Raw genomic sequence first — 18,592 nt, 5'->3', positions numbered from 1 at the left:
TCGTTGCCGGAGCATTGGAATGTTCATGCCGAACGGTCGTTGCGCTAAATCAAACGGACGAGAATAGTTCCCGTCCATCCGTACCCGATGGCGAGAGCCCAAGCCCCGCCCCATGCGCCATGGCGGCGCTCACGGCCACTGCTTCGCCCATTCCCGCAACTCCGCCCTGGCCTTTTCCGGCCAGTCCTTCACCGGTGCGGGAAAGACCGCGATCTTTCCGCCATCCGGCTTCCAGGCCGCGTAGGCGCGGCGCTCGCCGGAGGAAAGGAAGATCAATCCCGCCTCGTCGAGGCAGGCGTGTGGCCGGCAGGCCGTGCCGACGAAGTCGTCGCCCTTGAATTCACCGCTTCCCACCCCGGTCATCAGCGTCTGGAAATGCTCGAAATCCGAGCCGAGCACCATCTTGAGGCTCGCGGCGATCTCGCCGTTGCCGAAGGCGTCCGAGGGATGGGCGAAGGTGCGCTCGCGCAGATTGGCCCAGCCGCTCGCCGCATCCGCCTGGAAGGCGACGGAAGCGAGCGGCGCGATGCCGCGCTCGGCGGTCCATTGCCAGCGCTCCGTTTCGCGGCCGGGGACGCTCACCGTCGAAAAGACGAGGCCCGCGCCCTCGACGGCCCAGGATACGGAGACGCAACTGTCGATGGGCCCGTCTATCCGCGGCGCGCCGCGACCGGGAAAGGACAGGACGAACGGCGCGCCGTCGCAGGCATTGCCGCCGCCCGAGCTGGTGCCGACGAGCGCGAGGGTATCGCCGAAGGCATAGACGTCATCGAGGAAGACGATCTGGTTCGTGTGCAGTTCACGGCCGTCGACGACGAGCACCTTCTCGAAGTCCTTTTCCCTGATCTCGACCGTGTGGCCGGCGACCTTCGCCAGCTCCACCCCACGGGCCGGGGTCAATGCACCGAGAAGAAAACCAACCAGGGAAAACGCGCGAACCCATTGCCGACTCATGAAAATCTCCTGCATTTGCCCCGAACTTGCTTTGCAGGGCTTCGGATCGCAATGGCACGGGCCGCATTTTCGATGATGTCGTTGCCAAAGCATTTCAATCCGAATGAACCGGCGCCCTGCGCCGTTTCCGATATGTCGATACCTTCAGGCCAAATCATTTTCAGGCAGACCATGACCTTTCCCACGATCAAGCTTCCCGCCCGTCCCCTCGCCCTGCAGCGCGGGGCGATCTCCATCCCGCTCGCCTACTACTTCTCCACGCCGATCCTGTTGGCGATCGCCGCCTTGATGATCTTCATGGAAGCGCCCGGCATCCTGCGCGACTATACGATCAGCCAGAATCCGCTCATCGTGGAAGGCAATATCGACGGGAGCTGCAAAACGCGGAAAGCCTTCTTCACCACCTGCGAGGTGGACCTTTCCTACGAGCAGAACGGCCAGCGCTACGACAAGAATGTCGAAGTCATGTTCGTCGACCTCCATAGCGGCGACTACGAGACGGGCCTCGTCGTTTCGGCCGATCACCCCGAGCTTGCGACGATCACGCTGGGGCTGGACATGCTCTGGAACCGGATCATCACGCTGGCGGTCTTCACTCTCCTCCTCGGCGGCGGCGGCCTTGCAATGATCTTCTTCGCGTTTCGCATCTTCCGCGCCCGCGGCCAGTTGCAGAACCCCGCACCCCTCACCGTCATCCCGGTCGAGATCACCGGCATGGAGACGAAGCGCGGCCGCCTTGCGGTCACCTATGCGGACCGGCTGAGCGAGCGGAAGACCAAGCGGGTCGCCCATACCCATTTCGAGAGCGGGCACGAGCCGATCATCGTCGGCGATGCCGGCAGCCACCCGGTCGCCCTCGCCGTCTGGCACGGCGCCACGTCGCTGCCCGTCCTCCTCGACGATCGGCTGGAGCGGATCGAGATGACGCCCGAGGAGCGCACTCAGGCGCTGGAGCCGCTTTACGCATCGGCGGCCGCGGCCGGCCACGGGATGGCGGCAGCCGCCCCCGCGCCGGCAAAAAAAGGCCTGTCGCTCGCGCGGCGGCTGGGGCTTGCGCTCCTCGTCGTGCTGCTCATCGTCGGCGGCATTTTCGGATACTGGCTCTGGTACGTGACCAGCGCGCCCTCGCAGTACAATTCGCCGGGCATGGACATCAACAACATGATGCCGGAAGCGCTCAACCGGTGGGGCTGCGACCAGCTCAAGGCCCGCTTCGGCGACGGCCTTGCTCCCTTCGGATGCACGGCCGCGGACTACCAGAGCTGGAAGTAATTCCGGGGCGGAAACCCTGATCCGGCGCGCGTCCCGATACCGAAGGGGCGCGCGCTTTCCCCTGCGACGCTATTGCGCTTTCATCGCGGGAATCCTTGCGCTAAAAGTGGTATCCACAATACCTTTTATCCACCGGTGACCGGATATCACGGATGCGGATGACGCTTCATACCGACTATGCCCTGCGCATGCTGATCTACGTCGCCACGCGGCGGGACGGGGCGTGCACGGTGAACGACGTCGCCGGGGCCTACGGGCTTTCGCGCAACCATCTCCTGAAAGTCGCGCAGACGCTGCGCGATCTCGGCCTCGTCGAGACGACGCGCGGCCGGGCCGGCGGCATCCGCCTGGCGCGGGCGCCGCGCGAGATCGGCATCGGGGCGCTGGTCAGGGCGACGGAAGAGGAATTCTCGCTGGCCGAATGCATGCAGGCCGGGGGGCGCGCCTGCGCCATCTCGCCCGCCTGCCGGCTGAAGGGCATGCTGCACGAAGCGCTCGGCGCCTTCCTGTCCGTGCTCGACAAATACACGCTTGCGGATATCGTACGCGACAGGGCCTCGCTCGGCCCGCTGCTCGGCATCGATCTCGCGGCGGCGTGAAGGAAAGGGGAACGCAATGCTATCCGGATTGACGGTTTCGGAGCGCCATGCCGCGCTCTTCGTGCTCGGCGCGCTGGCGCTGGTAGGGCTTGCCATGGCGGTGGCCGGCCAGGGCGATCCGCTCGCCGTGCACGGCTATATCGTGCTCGCCTTCAGCCTCGCCTTCGGCTTTGCGGTCCTTTCCGTCCTCTTCGCGCCCGAGCCGCCGGAAAGCCGGCTTTCGGAATATTACGACGATCCGACGCGGGTCGGCATCATCCTGTCGCTCGCCTGGGCGGTCGCCGGCATGTTCGTCGGCGTCTGGGTGGCCGCGCTGCTCGCATGGCCGGAGCTGACCTTCGTGGATTCGGCCTGGGCGAGCTTCGGGCGGCTGCGGCCGGTGCACACGTCCGGCGTCATCTTCGGCTTCGGCGGCAATGCGCTGATCGCCACCTCCTTCCACGTCCTCCAGCGCACCTGTCGCGCGCGGCTGCCCGACCAGTTCAGCCCATGGTTCGTGCTGATCGGCTACAACCTCTTCTGTCTCGTCGCGGCGACCGGCTACCTGATGGGCCTCACCCAGTCGAAGGAATATGCCGAGCCGGAATGGTATGCCGACATCTGGCTGGTCATCGTCTGGGTCGTCTATTTCCTGATCTACATCCGCACGCTCCAGCGCCGCAAGGAGCCGCATATCTACGTGGCGAACTGGTACTACATGGCCTTCATCCTGGTCGTGGCGGTGCTGCACATCGTCAACAACCTCGCCGTGCCGGTCTCCTTCGGCCATGCGAAGAGCTATTCGCTGTTTTCCGGCGTGCAGGACGCCATGACGCAATGGTGGTACGGCCACAACGCCGTCGCCTTCTTCCTGACGTCCGGCTTCCTCGGCATGATGTACTACTACCTGCCGAAGCGCGCGGAGCGGCCGATCTTCTCCTATCGGCTCTCCATCATCAGCTTCTGGGGCATCACCTTCATGTATATGTGGGCGGGCGCGCACCACCTGCACTACACCGCCCTGCCGCAATGGGTGCAGACGCTCGGCATGACCTTCTCCATCGTGCTGCTGGTGCCCTCCTGGGCGTCTGCCGGCAACGCGCTCGCCACGCTCAACGGCGCCTGGCACAAGGTGCGCGACGACGCGACGCTGCGCTTCATGATGGTCGCCGCCGTCTTCTACGGCCTCTCGACCTTCGAGGGCTCGTTCATGGCGATCCGTGCCGTCAACTCGCTCTCGCACTATACCGACTGGACCGTCGGCCATGTCCATGCCGGCGCGCTCGGCTGGGTGGCAATGATCACCTTCGGCTCGCTCTATGCCCTCGTGCCGTGGATGTGGAAGACGGAACGCATGTATTCGCCGAGGCTCATCGAGGTCCACTTCTGGCTCGCGCTGGCCGGCACCGTCGTCTACGTCTTCGCCATGTGGAATTCGGGCATCATCCAGGGCCTGATGTGGCGCACCTACAATGACAGCGGCACGCTCGCCTATTCCTTCATCGACAGTCTCGTGGCCATGCATCCCTACTATATCGCCCGCGCCTTCGGCGGCCTGCTCTTCCTCGCCGGCGCGGTGGTCTGCTGCATCAATGTCGGCATGACGATCCGCATGGCGCGCCGTGCGCAGAAAGCTGAGGCGGGCGGCGACGTCCCCGTCCTCGCACCGGCAGGAGAATGACCATGAAGGAATTCTTCCACCGTAAGATCGAGCGCAACGCCATCGGCTTCGTGCTCGCCATCGTCGGCGTCGCCTCCATCGGCGGCCTCGTCGAGATCGCCCCGCTCTTCACCATCCACGAGACGGTGGAGGACGCGCCGGACATGCGGCTCTACACGCCGCTGGAGCTGGCCGGCCGCAACATCTACATCCGCGAGGGCTGTTACGCCTGTCATTCGCAGATGATCCGCACGCTGCGCGACGAGGTGGAGCGCTACGGCCCCTATTCGCTGGCCGTGGAATCGAAATACGACCACCCGATGCTCTGGGGCTCCAAGCGCACCGGGCCGGACCTTGCCCGCCTCGGCGGCAAGTATTCCGACGCCTGGCACGTCGCCCACCTGATGAACCCGCGCGACGTGGTGCCGGAATCGGTGATGCCGCGCTACGGCTGGCTGAAGACCAACGCGCTGAGGATCGACGATCTCGGCGAGCACCTTTCCGCCCAGCGCACGGTCGGCGTTCCCTATACGGACGAAATGATCGAACATGCGGTGGCGGACGCCCGCGGCCAGGCGAACCCCGACGGCAACGAGGCCTCCGGCGTCAGCGAGCGCTACGGCGAGAAGACGAATGTGCGCGCCTTCGACGGCAATCCGGGCCTGCTGACGGAGATGGACGCACTCGTCGCCTATCTCCAGATCGTCGGCCAGCTCACCGGGGCCGCCCACCAGGAAGCAGCAGTGAAGGAGGAATGACATGGACGCGGATCACGGCACCATCGTCGCCTTCGCCAAGAGCTGGGGCCTGTTCTACCTCATCGCGATGGCCGTGGGCGTGCTGATCTACGCCCTCTGGCCGGGCAACCGGAAGCGCTTCAACCGCGCGAAGAAGAGCATTCTCGACAAAGACGACCGGCCGGGGGACTAGACGATGGCAACGGAAAGAAAAGATCCCGCCACCGGGCGGCTGACCACCGGGCATGAATGGAACGGCATCGAGGAGCTGGAGACGCCGATCCCGCGCGTCGTCATCTTCTTCCTGACGGTCACCACCCTGTTCGCCATCGGCTACTGGATCCTGATGCCGGCCTGGCCGCTCGGCGTCACCTATACGAAGGGCCTGCTCGGCATCGACCAGCGCGCCGTCGTGACGAAGCAGGTCGAGGACGCCGCCGCGACCCGCGCGGCCTGGACCGGCCGCATCGCCGAGGCGAGCCTCGAGGACATCGCCGCCAACCCGGACCTGATGAACCATGTGCGCGAGACGGGCCGCACGCTCTTCATCGACAATTGCGCCGCCTGCCACGGCACGCGCGGCACCGGCGGGCCCGGCTTCCCCAACCTTGCCGCCAAGGCCTGGCTCTGGGGTGGCGAGCCGGACACCATCGCCGAGACGATCCGCATCGGCATCAACGCCACCAACGAGGAGACGCGCGTCTCGCAGATGATGGCCTTCGGCCGCGACGGCGTGCTCGACGACAGGCAGGTCCGCGCCGTCGCCGCCTATGTGCGCTCGCTCTCGGACCTGCCGATGGGGGCAAGCGACAAGGCGCTGGTCGAGGACGGCAAGCAGGTCTTCGCCGACAATTGCGTCGCCTGCCACGGCGAGGACGGGCATGGCAGCACGGATGTCGGTGCGCCGAACCTTACCGACGCGACATGGATCTACGGCAGCGACGCGCAGACGGTCTACACCACGATCTATTCCGGGCGGCAGGGCCACATGCCGCACTGGGAGGGCCGGCTCTCGCCGGTCGACATCAAGATCCTGGCGCTCTATGTCGGCACGCTCGGGGAGGTCGCCCGATGAACACGCTTGCGGAAAAGCCGCGCCTCAACTGGCGGCTCGTCTCCTTCCTGATCGTCGGGGCGGGCGTGCTGGTCTTCATCGGCGCCAATGCGCATCTCGTCCATGTCGCCCTCTCCTCGCAGCCCGACTGCGTGGAGCACCTGAAGACGCAAGGCCGGGACGGCGCATACCGCGCCGCCGGCCCGGCCTGCTGAACGGAGGAGACCCCATGGGAACGACCGAAAAGACCGGCAACGCGCCCCTGCCGCTCGCCGAGCAGCGCCGCCGCCGCCTTCCCGCCAGCGCCGCCCTCGGCTGGCTTTCCGCCGGCTGGCGTGACCTCTGGCACACGCCGCTGCCGAGCCTCCTCTACGGGCTTGCCGTCTTCCTTATCTCCATCGCGGTGGTCTGGTGCCTCTTCCGCTGGGAGCTGGACTATATCCTCTTCCCGGCGCTCGCCGGCTTCATGGTGGTCGGCCCGCTGGTGGCGATCGGCCTCTACCGCAAGAGCCGGGACCTGGAGGACGGCATCGCGCCGAGCCTGTCGCGCATGATCTTCGTCAAGGCCGCTTCAGGCGGGCAGGTCTGGTATACCGGCGCGATCCTCTGCTTGCTGATGGTCGTCTGGATGCGCGCCGCGGTCATCATCTATGCGCTCTTCGTGGGGCTTCGCCCCTTCCCCGGCCTCGACGGTGTCGTCGCCATGCTGTTCTCGACGCCCGAGGGGCTCGGCATGCTCGTCGTCGGCACGGCGGTGGGCGGGCTCTTCGCCGCCTTCTCCTTCGCCATCAGCACCTTCGCCATCCCCATGCTGCTGGCCGAGAAGACGGATGCCTTCACGGCCATGGGCACCAGCATCTCGCTGGTCTTCCGCAACCTGCCGGTCATGCTCGCCTGGGGCGCCATCGTGCTCGTCCTCACCGCGCTCGGCATCGCCACGGGCTTCCTCGGCCTCATCGTCATCTTCCCGCTGCTCGGCCACGGCACCTGGCACAGCTACAGGGCGATCCGATGAGGGGCCGGCCCGCGCCGCAGCGCACCATCGTCATCGACGGCAAGCCCCTGCCGGAAGTTCTGGACGAGGCGATGGTCCATGCCGTCGTCCACGGCTTCTACGACGAGATCCGCAGGGACGACCTGCTCGGCCCGATCTTCAACGGCCATATCGCGCCGGCGGACTGGCCGGTGCACCTTGCGAAGATGTGCGATTTCTGGTCGGCGACGCTGCTGCGCACCGACCGCTACGAGGGCCGCCCGCTGCCGCCGCACCTCGCCATCCCGGAGCTTCAGGAAGCGCATTTCCGCCGCTGGCTCTCGCTCTTCCGGGCGACGGTCGAGCGGCTCTGCCCGCCCGAAGTCGCCGATCTCTTCCTCGACCGGGCGCTGCGCATCGCCCATTCCTTCCGCCTCGCCATCGCCTTCCACCGCGGCGAGGATTCCATGGCGATCGCGCCGATCTCGCGGGACATGCTTTCCAAGGATGCGCCGCCGGACGGCAAGGGTTGAACCGGCATCAGCCAATCGTCACAGAGCGGTGCTAGACTAATGCGATTGTGATCGACGCATTCGCAGGAGCCGCAGCATGAGTGTCACCCTTGCCCAGATGAAGGCCGTGGAGGCGCTGTCGCGCACGGGGAAGTTTTCCGCCGCGGCCGAGGAACTGGGCATCAGCCAGCCGACCGTCTCCTCGCAGGTGCAGGCCTTCGAGCAGCTCTGCAAGCGGCGCATCTTCCAGCGCAAGGGGCATACGGTGAAGGTCGCGGCCGGGGCGCAGGAGCTGATCGCGAAGATCCGCGTCACGCTGAAATGCCTCGCCGACGTCAACGAGGCGCTCTATTCCGAAGCGCGCATGGAGCGCGGCACGCTCGGCGTCGGCTTTTCCGCCCATCGCCTGATCATGCCGGCGCTGACCGCCTTCGTGCGGCGCTATCCGGCGATCCACATCAACACGCAAGGAGGCCCCTCGCTCTCCCTGCTCGGCGACGTGCTGAACGGCGATCTCGACCTTGCCGCCGTCTCCATGCCGCTCGCCGACGAGCGGCTGTTCTGCGAGGAGATCCTGCGCAGCCGCATCGTCATCTACGGCCCCAAGGGGCATCCGGCACTGCAGGGCAGCGCGCTGACGCTGCAGCAGCTCGCCCCCGAAAAGCTCGTCCTGTGGAACCGGATGTCCGGCACGCGCTCGACGCTCGACCTCGCCGCGCGGCAGGCGGGCGTCACGCTCAACTGCGTGCTGGAAGTCGCCACGCTCGACGTCGCCTATGCATCGGCGGCCGCCGGCATCGGGCTCGGCTGCGCCATCGAGGGCGAGGTGCAGGCGGACAGCAATATCGACGTGGTGCCGCTGGCCGATCCGGAACTTTCCATCGGCCACTATCTCGTCTGCCTGCCGGAATGCCGCGAACATGCCGCCGTCGAAGCGTTTTTCGGCATTGCCCGCGCCCATTACGGGCTGGCCGGCGGCCCGGTTCCCGGCGACGGATCAATCGATCATAGACAAAATCTATGATTTAGCGCGTTTCATATGCCTGTCATATAACAGGGCTAGCTGTTCCCTCGAACTCAATCCCCACATTCGAGAGGGCTCCCGATGAAGAACCACCTTTTCGCCGCCACGCTTTCGCTGGCTGCGCTTGCCGCCGGCTCGGCTTTCGCCGAGACGAGGCTGACCGTCTACACCGCCTTCGAGGCCGAGCAGCTCGAGGCCTACAAGGCCGCCTTCGAGAAGGCGAACCCGGACATCAAGATCGACTGGATCCGCGATTCCACCGGCGTCGTCACCGCCAAGCTGCTCGCCGAGAAGGAAAACCCGCAGGCCGACGTGGTCTGGGGCCTTGCCGCCACCTCGCTGCTGCTGCTCAAGCAGGAAGGCATGCTGGAAGCCTATGCCCCGGCCGGCGCCGACAAGCTGGACCCGCGCTTCCGGGACGAAGCCAATCCGCCGGCCTGGGTCGGCCTCGATGCCTGGTCTGCGGCGCTCTGCGTGAACACCGTCGAGCTTGAAAAGGCCGGCGCCGCCATGCCGAAGAGCTGGGCCGACCTCACCAAGCCGGAATACAAGGGCATGATCGCCATGCCGAACCCGGCCTCCTCCGGCACCGGCTTCCTCGATGTCGCCGCCTGGCTGCAGATGATGGGCGAGGAGAAGGGCTGGTCCTACATGGACGCGCTCGACGCCAACATCTCCAGCTACATGCATTCCGGCTCCAAGCCCTGCAAGGACGCCGCCCGCGGTGAAGTGACCATCGGCATCTCCTTCGACTTCCGCGGCGCGCAGGAAAAGACCCGCGGCGCACCGGTCGAGGTGGTGGTTCCGGAAGAAGGCATCGGCTGGGATGCGGAAGCCGCCGCCATCGTCGCCGACACGGACAAGCTGGACGCGGCCAAGAAGCTCCTCGACTTCTCGATCTCCGAGGACGCGATGAAGCTCTACAACCAGAACTACGCGATCCTCGCCGTTCCGGGCATCGCCCAGCCGGTGGAGAACTTCCCGGCCGACGTCGACAAGAAGATGATCAAGAACGACTTCCAGTGGTCGGCCTCCAACCGCGAGCGCATCCTGACCGAATGGGAAAAGCGCTACGGCAGCAAGAACGAGCCGAAGGGCTGATCGCGAAACCCCTCCCCAACCCCTCCCCACAAGGGGGAGGGGCTTACCTCGCCGCTCCGTTTGCATTCGATTTCGAGCAGTGAGCAAGCCTCTATCCTTCTCCCCCCTTGTGGGGGAGATGCCGGCAGGCAGAGGGGGTCTTTTCCCGTATTTCCATTTCCACAGGCAGAGGCAACTCATGCAGACCGACAACCTGAAGCACCAGCCGCATGTGCGGATCGACCACGTCACGAAATCCTTCGGCGATTTCTCCGCGCTGCGGGACGTCTCGCTCGATATCTGGCCGGGCGAGTTCATCTGCTTCCTCGGCCCGTCCGGCTGCGGCAAGACCACGCTTTTGCGCGCCATTGCCGGCCTCGACATTCAGAGCGAGGGGCAGATATTCATGAACGGCCGCGACGTCTCGGCCCTGCCGCCCTCTCAGCGCGATTTCGGCATCGTCTTCCAGTCCTATGCGCTGTTCCCCAACCTCACGGTCAACCAGAACGTCGCCTATGGCCTCGTCGGGCGCGGCCTGAAGCGCGCCGAGATGGACAGGCGCGTCGCTTCCCTGCTCGATACCGTCGGCCTGCCCGACCAGGGCAGGAAACATCCGACGAAGCTTTCCGGCGGCCAGCAGCAGCGCGTGGCGCTCGCCCGCGCGCTGGCGACCGAGCCGAAGCTCCTCCTCCTCGACGAGCCGCTTTCCGCGCTCGACGCCAAGGTGCGCAACCACCTGCGCCGCGAGATGAAGGACCTCCAGCGCAATCTCGGCGTCACCACCATCATGGTCACGCACGACCAGCACGAGGCGCTGACCATGGCCGACCGCATCGTCGTCATGAGCGGCGGCCAGATCGAGCAGGTCGGCACGCCCGAGGAGATCTACCAGAACCCGGCCAGCGCCTTCGTCGCCGATTTCGTCGGCGAGATGAACTTCATCCCCGCCGAGATCGTCGCCGACAACCGCGTGCGCATCGGCCGCATCGAGTTCGACGCCGACACGTCCGGCCAGCGCGAGCGTTCCGTCCTTGCGGCCGTGCGCCCGGAGGATGTCGTCGTCAGCACCGCCGACGGCCGGCCGAACAGTTTTCGCGCCCGCATCGAGGAGGGCGAGTTCCTCGGCTCCTTCTTCCGCGCCCGCTTCGGCGGCGGCGATCTCGGCGAGAACAGCCTGCGCGCCGACGTCGCCATGCACGACATCCGCAACCTGAAGCTCCGCCCCGGCGAGGAAATGCCCGTCGCGATCCCGCGCGAGCGCATCCGCGTCTATGCGCAGGCGGTCTAGCAGCTCCAGGAAAAGTGCGAAGCGGTTTTCCGTCCGGAACTGCGCCAGAACAGAGAGAAACCCATGCCGGATATCGCAGCCGCCCGCGGCATCGTCATTCCCCCCGCCTATCGCCGCACCCGCATCCGGCCGAAGCTCGCCGGCGACGAGCTGATCCAGCGGGGCCTCCTCGGCCTCGTCATGCTCTATCTCGTCGTCGCGCTGGTGCTGCCGCTGTCGCTGGTCGGCATGAAGGCCCTGCAGACCTTCCACTTCCCGCTGCAGCAGGTGAGCGTCGAGTTCCGCAAGGACGGCGCCTGGACGCCGCAGGGCACGCTGGCCGACTGGGCGCTGAAATCCGGCTTCGTGCAGAACCCCGACCTTATGCCGAGCGAGCGCAGCCGCATCGAGCCCGCCGCCATCATTCCCAAGCGCGAGCGCCGCGACATCGAGGCCGTGCGCCTCAGCGACACCTCGCCCGCCGGGGGCCTCATCGTCATCGGCGGCAAGCCGACGCTCGGCAAGACCGTGGAGGTGGCGAAGGCCGACTTCGGCGCCGTGCAGATGAAGCCGGCCATGGCCTACGGGCTCGACAATTTCGCCTTCTACTTCCGCACGGCGAGCCTTCGCCAGTCGATCTTCAACTCGCTGATCGTCGCCATGCTCGTCGCCGGCATCGTCACGCCGCTTTCCTTCGCCTTCGCCTACGGGCTGATGCGCACCCATATGCGCGGCAAGGGCGTCTTCCGGCTCATCGCCTCCATTCCGGTGCTCGTGCCCTCGCTGCTGCCGGCCATCGGCCTCGTCTATCTCTTCGGCAAGCAGGGCGTGCTGACGCCGATCCTCCTCGGCGTGCCGATCTACGGGCCGCTCGGCATCGTGCTCGCCTCGGTCTTCTTCACCCTGCCGCATGCGCTCGTCATCATGACCGTGGCGCTCTCGGCCAGCGACCAGCGGCTCTACGAGGCGGCCGAGGTGCTGCGCGCCTCGCCCTTCCGCATCTTCCGCACCGTGACCCTCCCCGGCGCGCGCTACGGCCTGATCTCCGCCTTCTTCGTGGTCTTCACGCTCGTCGTCACCGATTTCGGCGTGCCGAAGGTGATCGGCGGCGATTTCCCGATGCTGGCGCTCGACATCTACAAGCAGGTGATCGGCCAGCAGAACTTCCAGATGGGCGCGGTCGTCTCGCTCGTCCTGCTGCTGCCCGCCATCGTCGCCTTCGTGGTCGACCGCATGGTCAGCCGCCGCCAGGTGGCGCAGATGACGGCGCGCGCCATGCCCTATACGCCGAAGGAGGACAAGCGCCGCGACCGCGTCTTCTTCGCCTTCTGCGCGGTTGTCTCGCTGTTCCTGCTTTCGATCATCGGCATGTGCCAGCTCGCCGCGCTCGCCAGGTTCTGGCCCTACGACCTGACGCCCGGCCTGCAGCACTACGACTTCAACCGCATGGACGGCGGCGGCTGGCGCTCCTATGCCAATTCACTGCAGCTCGCCGTGCTGGTCGCGACCATCGGCGCGGGCATCGTCTTCCTCGGCGCCTATCTGGTCGAGAAGACACGCAATTTCGAGACGCCGCGCCTCATCATGCAGATGCTCGCCATGATCCCCATGGCGGTGCCCGGCATGGTGCTCGGCCTTGCCTATATCTTCTTCTTCAACAACCCTTCCAATCCGCTGAACTTCATCTACGGCACGATGGCGATCCTCGTCGTCTGCACGATCAGCCATCTCTACACCGTGCCGCACCTGACGGCGGCGACGGCGCTGAAGCAGCTCGACGGCGAGTTCGAGGCGGTCTCCATGTCGCTGAAGCAGCCCTTCTGGCGCACGCTCGGCCGCGTCAGCATACCGGTCTGCTTCCCCGCCATGGCGGAGGTGTGGATCTACCTCTTCGTCAATGCCATGACGACGGTCTCGGCGGTGGTCTTCATCTATTCCTCCACCACCACCCTCTCCTCCATCGCCGTGCTCAACATGGACGATGCCGGCGACATCGCGCCGGCCGCCGCCATGGGCATGATGATCTTCTACACCAATGTCGTCGTCCGGGTGCTGCACGGCTGGGGCGCGGATGCCGTGGTGCGCCGCCTCCAGACCTGGCGCACGCGCTGAACCGGGAAACCACCATGCGCAGCAATCAGGGATTCGATCTCGTCGTCGTCGGCGCCGGAATCGTCGGCCTCGGCACGGCACTCGCCGCCGCCCGCAAGGGCAAGAGGGTCGCCGTCGTCGAGCGCAACGCCAGGGCCGTCGGCGCCTCCATCCGCAATTTCGGCTTCGTCACCGTTTCCGGCCAGAAGGCCGGCGAGCATTGGGCAAGGGCCCTCCGCGCCCGCGACGTCTGGGCGGAGATCGTCGGGCAGGCCGGCATCGAGGTGGTGCATCGCGGCCTCGTCATGCCGGCCTATCGCAGGGAGGCCGCGGACGTGCTCGACGCCTTCCTCGAAACCCCGATGGGCGCCGATTGCCACAGCATCACACCGGGCAAAGCGCTGGACTACGTGCCGGCGCTTCGCGAAAACGGGATGCGCAGCGCCCTCTACAGCCCGCACGAATTGCGGGTGGAATCGAAGGACGCCATCCCGAAGCTCGCCGCCTGGCTGGAAGAGAAGCACGGCGTCTCCTTCCACTGGAGCACTGCCGTCACCGGCATCGACGGCGAGCGCATCGAGACGAGCCGCGGCATGCTGAATGCCGGGGCGGTCGCCGTCTGCCCGGGCGACGATTTCTCGACGCTCTTTCCCGGGCGCATCGCGCCCTACGGCCTGAAGGTCTGCACGCTGCAGATGCTGCGCATCGCCCCTGCGGCGCCCGTGCGCTTCGGCGCGGCCGTCATGTCGGACCTCAGCTTCGGCCGCTACGAGGGCTTCGCCGACCTGCCGGAAGGCCGCGCGCTCGCCGCCCGGCTCGATGCCGACTGCGCCGAGATGCGCGCCGCCGGCATCCATGTCATCGCCGTGCAGTCCTCGGACGGCTCGCTGGTCGTCGGCGACAGCCATGTCTACGGCAACGCCCCTCAGCCCTTTGCCGAGGAGCGCATCGACGACCTGATCCTCAAGGGCTTCGACGAGATCTTCGACATGCCGGGCCGGCGCGTCACGGCGCGCTGGGTCGGCACCTATGCCTCGGCCAGCGACCGCACCGTCCTCGTCGACCGGCCCGCCGACAATATCCGCCTCGTCATGGTCACGGGCGGCACCGGCGCCTCGACGGGCTTCGCGCTCGGCGAGGAGGTCATTTCCGATATCTATGCTTAGGAGAACATCATGAGCCATCTCAAGGCTGTCGTCTTCGATTGGGCCGGCACGGTCATCGACTTCGGGTCCTTCGCGCCGATGGGCGTTTTCGTCGAGGCCTTCCGCCGCTTCGGCGTCGAAGTTTCCATCGCGGAGGCCCGCGAGCCGATGGGCCGGCCGAAATGGGACCATATCGAGGCCATGCTCGCCCAGCCGCGCATCCGCGCCGCCTGGGCGGAAAAGCACGGCCGCGCACCGGCGACCGAGGATATCCAGGCCGTCTACGACGTCTTCGTGCCGCTCAACGAGGAGGTCGTCAGCGACTATTGCGACCTCGTGCCCGGCACGGTCGAGACCGTCGCGGCGCTGCGCGGGCGGGGCCTGAAGATCGGCTCCACCACCGGCTATACGCGCTCGATCATGGCCCGCGTGCTGCCGCTTGCCGAAAAGCAGGGCTACGCCCCCGACAACCTCGTCTGCGCCGGCGACCTGCCGCACGGCCGTCCGACGCCGATGAACATGTACAGGTGCTTCCTCGACCTCGACGTCTGGCCGGCCTCTGCCGTCGTGAAGGTGGACGATACCGGCGTCGGCATCGACGAGGGCCGGGAAGCCGGCACCTGGACGGTGGGCCTCGCGCTCTCCGGCAACGAGGCCGGCGTCACCGCGGACGAACTCGCCGCCCTGCCGGAAGCGGAGCGCAAGGCGCTGCGCGAAAAGGCAAGCGCCGCCCTCGGCCGCCACCGCCCCCACTACATCATCGACACGGTCGCCGACCTGCCGCCGATCATCGAGGAGATCGAGGCGCGCATGGCAAGGGGCGAAAGGCCCTGACACCCGCGCGGCGTCCGGCGAATGGCCACCGGATGGCGCCCGCAGGAGCGGCACCATGCTCCGGCCACTTTCGCCGGCTCATGAAAAAAGGCCCGCCACCGGGGCGGGCCAAGTCGCTCGGGGAGTAAAAGCCGAGCGGGGGAAATGAAACTTCATGTGTGGGCGCTGGCACGCTTACCCCAAGCCGCGAGTGCGAGGCCGCCGAGAACAAGCGCCACACCCGCGGCGAACAGCAGGCCGAGCCTGTCGCCGAACAGAAACGCACTGGCGCCAATACCGAATACGGGTTGCAGATATTGCACGCTCGCAGCGATGCGGGCGGGAACAGCCTTCAGAAGATAGAGCCACAGGATCAGCCCGATCACGGTGACCACGACGCCGAGATAGACGATGGCTGCCAGAGCCTGTGCGGTGATGCCGACAGGCTGGCGGGACATTTCCCAGCCCGCGAGCGGCAGGACCGTCAGGAGCCCGACGAGCATGTTCCATGCCGCGACGGGCAGCAGGCCGTACTTCTCCGCCAGTTCGGCGCTCCAGATGTAATAGGCCGCGATGCCGGCGGACGAGATCAGCATCAGGGCCACCCCGGAGACCGTCGTTCTCGACATGTCGTCGACGCCCGGTCCACTGCCGACGGCGACGAGGGCGATTCCAAGGAAAGCGGCAAGGAGGCCGCTCCATTGCAGCGGCGTCACCGACTGCCTGAAGCGGATGGCGGCCAGGATGACGATGAACAGCGGGATGGTTGCCGAAAGGATGGTCGCAACGGAGGCCGACGTGCCCTGCACGCCGAAGGACTGCGCGACGTTGCCGAGCGTGATGCCCATGACGCCGAGGCCGATGATGGGAAGAACCGCCTTTGCGGGAACCCGCAGTTCCCGCCGAGCCAGGAACATCATCAGCGGCACGGCGACCATGAAGCGGAGCGCCGTCAGGGTCATGGGCGGGATGCTGCCGAGGCCAAGCTTGGTGATCGGGATCGAAAGTCCCCACATCAGCGCCAGCAGGAACATGGCTCCGAAGCTCTTCATCGAGAGGGAACCTATCGAGGTGAGCGATTGCGGCGCGACGGTTACGTCAGGGGAATTCTGAGACACTTCCAGGGGGCCTTGCGGATTGGCACTCGCTTGCGACTGTGTCATGTGTAGGCCGGGATTTACCCGCCCGACAAACCATTTGTTCTCACAGGACGCGTGATGCCAGATCACGCATATGACCATGACCGACCAGCTTCCCCCGCTTCAGACACTCCGGGCCTTCGAGGCGACGGGGCGGCGCCTGAGCATGACGCTCGCGGCGCAGGAGCTCCACCTGACCCACGGCGCCGTGAGCCGCCAGATCAAGGCGCTGGAGGATCATCTGGGCGTGCCGCTCTTTCGCCGCCTCACCCGCAGGATCGAGCTGACCGATGCGGGGCAGGCTTTCTTCAGCACGGTGACGCGGCTCCTGTCGGAACTGGCGCGTGAGGCGGAGGAACTGCGCCGGAAGAACGACACGTCCCGCCTGGTCGTGAATTGCAGCGTCTCCTTTGCCAGCAAGTGGCTAACGCAGCGCCTTCATCGGCTGATGGCGACCTCTCCCGATCTCGATATCCATCTGGAAGTAACCGACGCACCGGTGGATTTCGCGGCAGGCCATGTCGACGTGGCGCTGCGCTATGGCGACGGCGAGTATGCCTTCGCGGCATCCGAGCGCATCATGAACGAAACGGTCTCGCCGGTCTGCTCCCCTGACTATCGCGACAGGATGGGCGGGTTCCATGCGATGGACGATCTGGCGAAATGCCAGCTCATCCACGAGATCGGGATGAACACGACATGGGAACGGTGGTTCGCGATGATGGCGCTGCCCTATCCGGGCAGGCGCGGCCCCGGATACAGCCACGGCAGCATGTCCATCGACGCTGCCGTGCGCGGGGCGGGTGTCGCGCTCGGCCGGAGCGTCCTCGTCGCGGAGGACCTTGCCGCCGGCCGCCTGATATCGCTCTTCCCGCAGGCGACGCTTGAAGTCGAATGGGGCTACGACCTGATCTACAGGATCGGCAATCAGGACCACCCGAAGGTCCGCATTTTCCGGGACTGGATCCTGCGGGAAGTGCGGGAGTTCACGCGAAGCACGCAGCCGTGACACGCCCGCTTTCAGCGTAGAGCCTCCATGCCGCTCCTAGGCGAACATCGCGCGACGCGCCCACGGGCGCGCAACCGCCAACGCGACAAGGGCGGAAGCTGCCATCGTCACGGCGGTCAGGACAAAGGGGCTCCACCAGCCGACGTGATCGAACAACAGGCCGCCGGCAAATGCGCCCGACGTGATGGCGAACTGGATGAGTGCGACGAACCACGCTCCGCCTTCCTCAAGACGATCGGGAATCGTCCTGGTCATCCATGTCGTCCATGCCGCCGGAACAGGAGTCGTGAACAATCCCCAGAGAAGCAGCAGGCCCGCCGTCGCGAAGGCGAACGAACCGAGGCCGACGAGGGCGAGCGCGACAATCACCAGAAACGCGGGAAAGCCGATCAGGACGTGCCCCATATGGGAGCGCAGAATGCCGGGAATCAACCAGGTGCCGCCGAGACCCGCAAGACCGACCCCGAGGAGGACGAGCGAGAGCGCGTTGACGTCGAGGAGCGTGATGTCTTCGAGAAACGGCCGCAGATAGGTCGATAGTGCGAACTGCCCCATGAAGAACAGGATCATCGCGGTCATGCCGAGTGCGAAGGTGCGGTTCGCCATGAGGGCGAACGTCCGGCCGAGCGATCCATGCCGGGCGCCCGGCATCCGGGGAAGGACGGCAAGCTGCCAGAGGAAGGCGGCGGCGCCGATCGGCACCACGATGAAGAACGCGCCGCGCCAGCCTATCAGGCCGCCGAGGAAGCTGCCGAGCGGGGCCGCGATCACGGCCGCGAGTGCACTGCCGCCCTGAAGCATGGCAAGCGCCTTCGGCACGTCGGACGTGGAGGCGATGCGGGCGATGATCGCCGTCGACAGCGACCAGTAGCCGCCGATCGATATGCCGATGAGCGCGCGGCCGATCATGAACACGAGATAGTTCGGCGCGAGCGTCACGATCAGACCGGAGGCGACGAGCACGATGGTGTAGCCGAGGACGACCAGACGACGGTCGAAACGGCCGAGCACGACGTTGCTGAACAGAGCCGTGAAGACCGCGAAGAAGCCGGAAATCGATATCGCCTGCCCCGCCTGGCCGGCGGTGATCGCGAGTTCATCCGCGATCGGCGTGAGAAGGCTGACAGGCATGAACTCGGAGGCGACGAGCGTGAAGGAGGTCAGCATCATGCAGATGACGGCGCTCCACGGCGTCGTCCGGATTTCGATTTTCATGTCGTATGCGGTGTCCATATCGATGTTTCGCTTCAAAAGGGGCTGTTCATGGAATCCGGCGAGGGGTGC

At 66.2% G+C, this 18,592-nt stretch carries 20 protein-coding genes; 16 read left to right on the top strand and 4 right to left on the bottom strand.

What is annotated here, in order from left to right:
- Positions 1-129: 129 nt before the first annotated feature.
- On the bottom strand, positions 130-954 hold the full coding sequence (locus ACZ48C_RS03315; RefSeq protein WP_464782170.1) for a hypothetical protein: 825 nt from the start codon (positions 952-954) through the stop codon (positions 130-132).
- On the bottom strand, positions 951-1,127 hold the full coding sequence (locus ACZ48C_RS03310) for a hypothetical protein (protein WP_464782169.1): 177 nt from the start codon (positions 1,125-1,127) through the stop codon (positions 951-953). Before ACZ48C_RS03310 ends, ACZ48C_RS03315 begins: the two co-directional genes overlap by 4 nt.
- Here ACZ48C_RS03310 and ACZ48C_RS03305 point away from each other — a divergent pair.
- The 15 genes from ACZ48C_RS03305 to phnX all read left to right on the top strand — a co-directional run bounded on the left by ACZ48C_RS03305 (position 1,126) and on the right by phnX (position 15,181).
- Positions 1,126-2,226, top strand: coding sequence for a hypothetical protein (locus tag ACZ48C_RS03305; protein WP_464782168.1), 1,101 nt, complete (start codon positions 1,126-1,128; stop codon positions 2,224-2,226). The genes ACZ48C_RS03310 and ACZ48C_RS03305 overlap by 2 nt on opposite strands.
- A gap of 152 nt (positions 2,227-2,378) precedes the next feature.
- Positions 2,379-2,825, top strand: coding sequence for an Rrf2 family transcriptional regulator (locus ACZ48C_RS03300; protein ID WP_464782167.1), 447 nt, complete (start codon positions 2,379-2,381; stop codon positions 2,823-2,825).
- A gap of 16 nt (positions 2,826-2,841) precedes the next feature.
- Entirely contained in the window at positions 2,842-4,485 is a 1,644-nt protein-coding gene (ccoN, locus tag ACZ48C_RS03295) for a cytochrome-c oxidase, cbb3-type subunit I (protein WP_424548369.1), read from the top strand.
- Between the two features lie 2 nt (positions 4,486-4,487).
- The gene (gene ccoO / locus ACZ48C_RS03290; protein WP_424548370.1) at positions 4,488-5,222 is read left to right on the top strand and encodes a cytochrome-c oxidase, cbb3-type subunit II; all 735 of its coding nucleotides are present in this window, start codon (positions 4,488-4,490) and stop codon (positions 5,220-5,222) included.
- A 1-nt stretch (position 5,223) separates the two neighbouring features.
- Positions 5,224-5,394, top strand: a complete 171-nt coding sequence (locus ACZ48C_RS03285) for a cbb3-type cytochrome c oxidase subunit 3 (protein WP_119258083.1) — start codon at positions 5,224-5,226, stop codon at positions 5,392-5,394.
- A gap of 3 nt (positions 5,395-5,397) precedes the next feature.
- Entirely contained in the window at positions 5,398-6,276 is an 879-nt protein-coding gene (ccoP, locus tag ACZ48C_RS03280) for a cytochrome-c oxidase, cbb3-type subunit III (protein ID WP_464782166.1), read from the top strand.
- Complete coding sequence (locus tag ACZ48C_RS03275) at positions 6,273-6,470, top strand: hypothetical protein (protein WP_119258081.1); 198 nt, start codon at positions 6,273-6,275, stop codon at positions 6,468-6,470. Before ccoP ends, ACZ48C_RS03275 begins: the two co-directional genes overlap by 4 nt.
- A gap of 14 nt (positions 6,471-6,484) precedes the next feature.
- Positions 6,485-7,270 (top strand): DUF2189 domain-containing protein, encoded by a 786-nt coding sequence (locus ACZ48C_RS03270; protein ID WP_464782165.1) that lies wholly within the window; start codon positions 6,485-6,487, stop codon positions 7,268-7,270.
- Positions 7,267-7,761, top strand: a complete 495-nt coding sequence (locus tag ACZ48C_RS03265; RefSeq protein ID WP_464782164.1) for a group III truncated hemoglobin — start codon at positions 7,267-7,269, stop codon at positions 7,759-7,761. The genes ACZ48C_RS03270 and ACZ48C_RS03265 overlap by 4 nt, the downstream gene beginning before the upstream one ends.
- 76 nt (positions 7,762-7,837) lie before the next feature.
- On the top strand, positions 7,838-8,764 hold the full coding sequence (locus ACZ48C_RS03260; protein ID WP_313193969.1) for a LysR family transcriptional regulator: 927 nt from the start codon (positions 7,838-7,840) through the stop codon (positions 8,762-8,764).
- Positions 8,765-8,845: 81 nt separating this feature from the next.
- Complete coding sequence (locus tag ACZ48C_RS03255) at positions 8,846-9,865, top strand: putative 2-aminoethylphosphonate ABC transporter substrate-binding protein (protein ID WP_119258077.1); 1,020 nt, start codon at positions 8,846-8,848, stop codon at positions 9,863-9,865.
- Positions 9,866-10,043: 178 nt separating this feature from the next.
- Positions 10,044-11,132: a putative 2-aminoethylphosphonate ABC transporter ATP-binding protein gene (locus ACZ48C_RS03250; RefSeq protein WP_119258076.1), complete on the top strand. Its 1,089-nt coding sequence runs from the start codon at positions 10,044-10,046 to the stop codon at positions 11,130-11,132.
- 63 nt (positions 11,133-11,195) lie between these two features.
- Complete coding sequence (locus tag ACZ48C_RS03245; RefSeq protein WP_464782163.1) at positions 11,196-13,223, top strand: putative 2-aminoethylphosphonate ABC transporter permease subunit; 2,028 nt, start codon at positions 11,196-11,198, stop codon at positions 13,221-13,223.
- A gap of 14 nt (positions 13,224-13,237) precedes the next feature.
- Positions 13,238-14,368, top strand: coding sequence for a TIGR03364 family FAD-dependent oxidoreductase (locus ACZ48C_RS03240; RefSeq protein WP_464782162.1), 1,131 nt, complete (start codon positions 13,238-13,240; stop codon positions 14,366-14,368).
- Positions 14,369-14,377: 9 nt separating this feature from the next.
- The gene (phnX, locus tag ACZ48C_RS03235) at positions 14,378-15,181 is read left to right on the top strand and encodes a phosphonoacetaldehyde hydrolase (RefSeq protein WP_415214363.1); all 804 of its coding nucleotides are present in this window, start codon (positions 14,378-14,380) and stop codon (positions 15,179-15,181) included.
- Positions 15,182-15,333: 152 nt separating this feature from the next.
- Here phnX and ACZ48C_RS03230 read toward each other — a convergent pair whose 3' ends face one another.
- Positions 15,334-16,212, bottom strand: coding sequence for a DMT family transporter (locus tag ACZ48C_RS03230; protein WP_245424881.1), 879 nt, complete (start codon positions 16,210-16,212; stop codon positions 15,334-15,336).
- 187 nt (positions 16,213-16,399) lie between these two features.
- Between ACZ48C_RS03230 and gcvA the strand changes: the two genes are divergently transcribed.
- Positions 16,400-17,308 (top strand): transcriptional regulator GcvA, encoded by a 909-nt coding sequence (gene gcvA / locus ACZ48C_RS03225; RefSeq protein WP_464782768.1) that lies wholly within the window; start codon positions 16,400-16,402, stop codon positions 17,306-17,308.
- A gap of 36 nt (positions 17,309-17,344) precedes the next feature.
- On the opposite strand, the gene ACZ48C_RS03220 is transcribed toward gcvA, so the two are convergent.
- A complete protein-coding gene (locus tag ACZ48C_RS03220; protein WP_464782767.1) occupies positions 17,345-18,541 on the bottom strand; it encodes an MFS transporter in 1,197 nt (398 codons plus the stop codon).
- Between the last annotated feature and the right edge of the window lie 51 nt (positions 18,542-18,592).

Source organism: Shinella sp. 1A1 (assembly GCF_055379515.1).
The sequence above is the reverse complement of the archived record's forward strand: the minus strand, read 5'-3'. Positions and strand labels throughout refer to the sequence as shown.

Bases quoted from the DNA above. Each gene is read 5' to 3' on its own strand.
- ACZ48C_RS03315 (WP_464782170.1), bottom strand. From the start codon at position 954: ATGAGTCGGCAATGGGTTCGCGCGTTTTCCCTGGTTGGTTTTCTTCTC.
- ACZ48C_RS03305 (WP_464782168.1), top strand. From the start codon at position 1,126: ATGACCTTTCCCACGATCAAGCTTCCCGCCCGTCCCCTCGCCCTGCAG.
- ACZ48C_RS03310 (WP_464782169.1), bottom strand. From the start codon at position 1,127: ATGGTCTGCCTGAAAATGATTTGGCCTGAAGGTATCGACATATCGGAA.
- ACZ48C_RS03300 (WP_464782167.1), top strand. From the start codon at position 2,379: ATGCGGATGACGCTTCATACCGACTATGCCCTGCGCATGCTGATCTAC.
- ccoN (WP_424548369.1), top strand. From the start codon at position 2,842: ATGCTATCCGGATTGACGGTTTCGGAGCGCCATGCCGCGCTCTTCGTG.
- ccoO (WP_424548370.1), top strand. From the start codon at position 4,488: ATGAAGGAATTCTTCCACCGTAAGATCGAGCGCAACGCCATCGGCTTC.
- ACZ48C_RS03285 (WP_119258083.1), top strand. From the start codon at position 5,224: ATGGACGCGGATCACGGCACCATCGTCGCCTTCGCCAAGAGCTGGGGC.
- ccoP (WP_464782166.1), top strand. From the start codon at position 5,398: ATGGCAACGGAAAGAAAAGATCCCGCCACCGGGCGGCTGACCACCGGG.
- ACZ48C_RS03275 (WP_119258081.1), top strand. From the start codon at position 6,273: ATGAACACGCTTGCGGAAAAGCCGCGCCTCAACTGGCGGCTCGTCTCC.
- ACZ48C_RS03270 (WP_464782165.1), top strand. From the start codon at position 6,485: ATGGGAACGACCGAAAAGACCGGCAACGCGCCCCTGCCGCTCGCCGAG.
- ACZ48C_RS03265 (WP_464782164.1), top strand. From the start codon at position 7,267: ATGAGGGGCCGGCCCGCGCCGCAGCGCACCATCGTCATCGACGGCAAG.
- ACZ48C_RS03260 (WP_313193969.1), top strand. From the start codon at position 7,838: ATGAGTGTCACCCTTGCCCAGATGAAGGCCGTGGAGGCGCTGTCGCGC.
- ACZ48C_RS03255 (WP_119258077.1), top strand. From the start codon at position 8,846: ATGAAGAACCACCTTTTCGCCGCCACGCTTTCGCTGGCTGCGCTTGCC.
- ACZ48C_RS03250 (WP_119258076.1), top strand. From the start codon at position 10,044: ATGCAGACCGACAACCTGAAGCACCAGCCGCATGTGCGGATCGACCAC.
- ACZ48C_RS03245 (WP_464782163.1), top strand. From the start codon at position 11,196: ATGCCGGATATCGCAGCCGCCCGCGGCATCGTCATTCCCCCCGCCTAT.
- ACZ48C_RS03240 (WP_464782162.1), top strand. From the start codon at position 13,238: ATGCGCAGCAATCAGGGATTCGATCTCGTCGTCGTCGGCGCCGGAATC.
- phnX (WP_415214363.1), top strand. From the start codon at position 14,378: ATGAGCCATCTCAAGGCTGTCGTCTTCGATTGGGCCGGCACGGTCATC.
- ACZ48C_RS03230 (WP_245424881.1), bottom strand. From the start codon at position 16,212: ATGAAGAGCTTCGGAGCCATGTTCCTGCTGGCGCTGATGTGGGGACTT.
- gcvA (WP_464782768.1), top strand. From the start codon at position 16,400: ATGACCGACCAGCTTCCCCCGCTTCAGACACTCCGGGCCTTCGAGGCG.
- ACZ48C_RS03220 (WP_464782767.1), bottom strand. From the start codon at position 18,541: ATGGACACCGCATACGACATGAAAATCGAAATCCGGACGACGCCGTGG.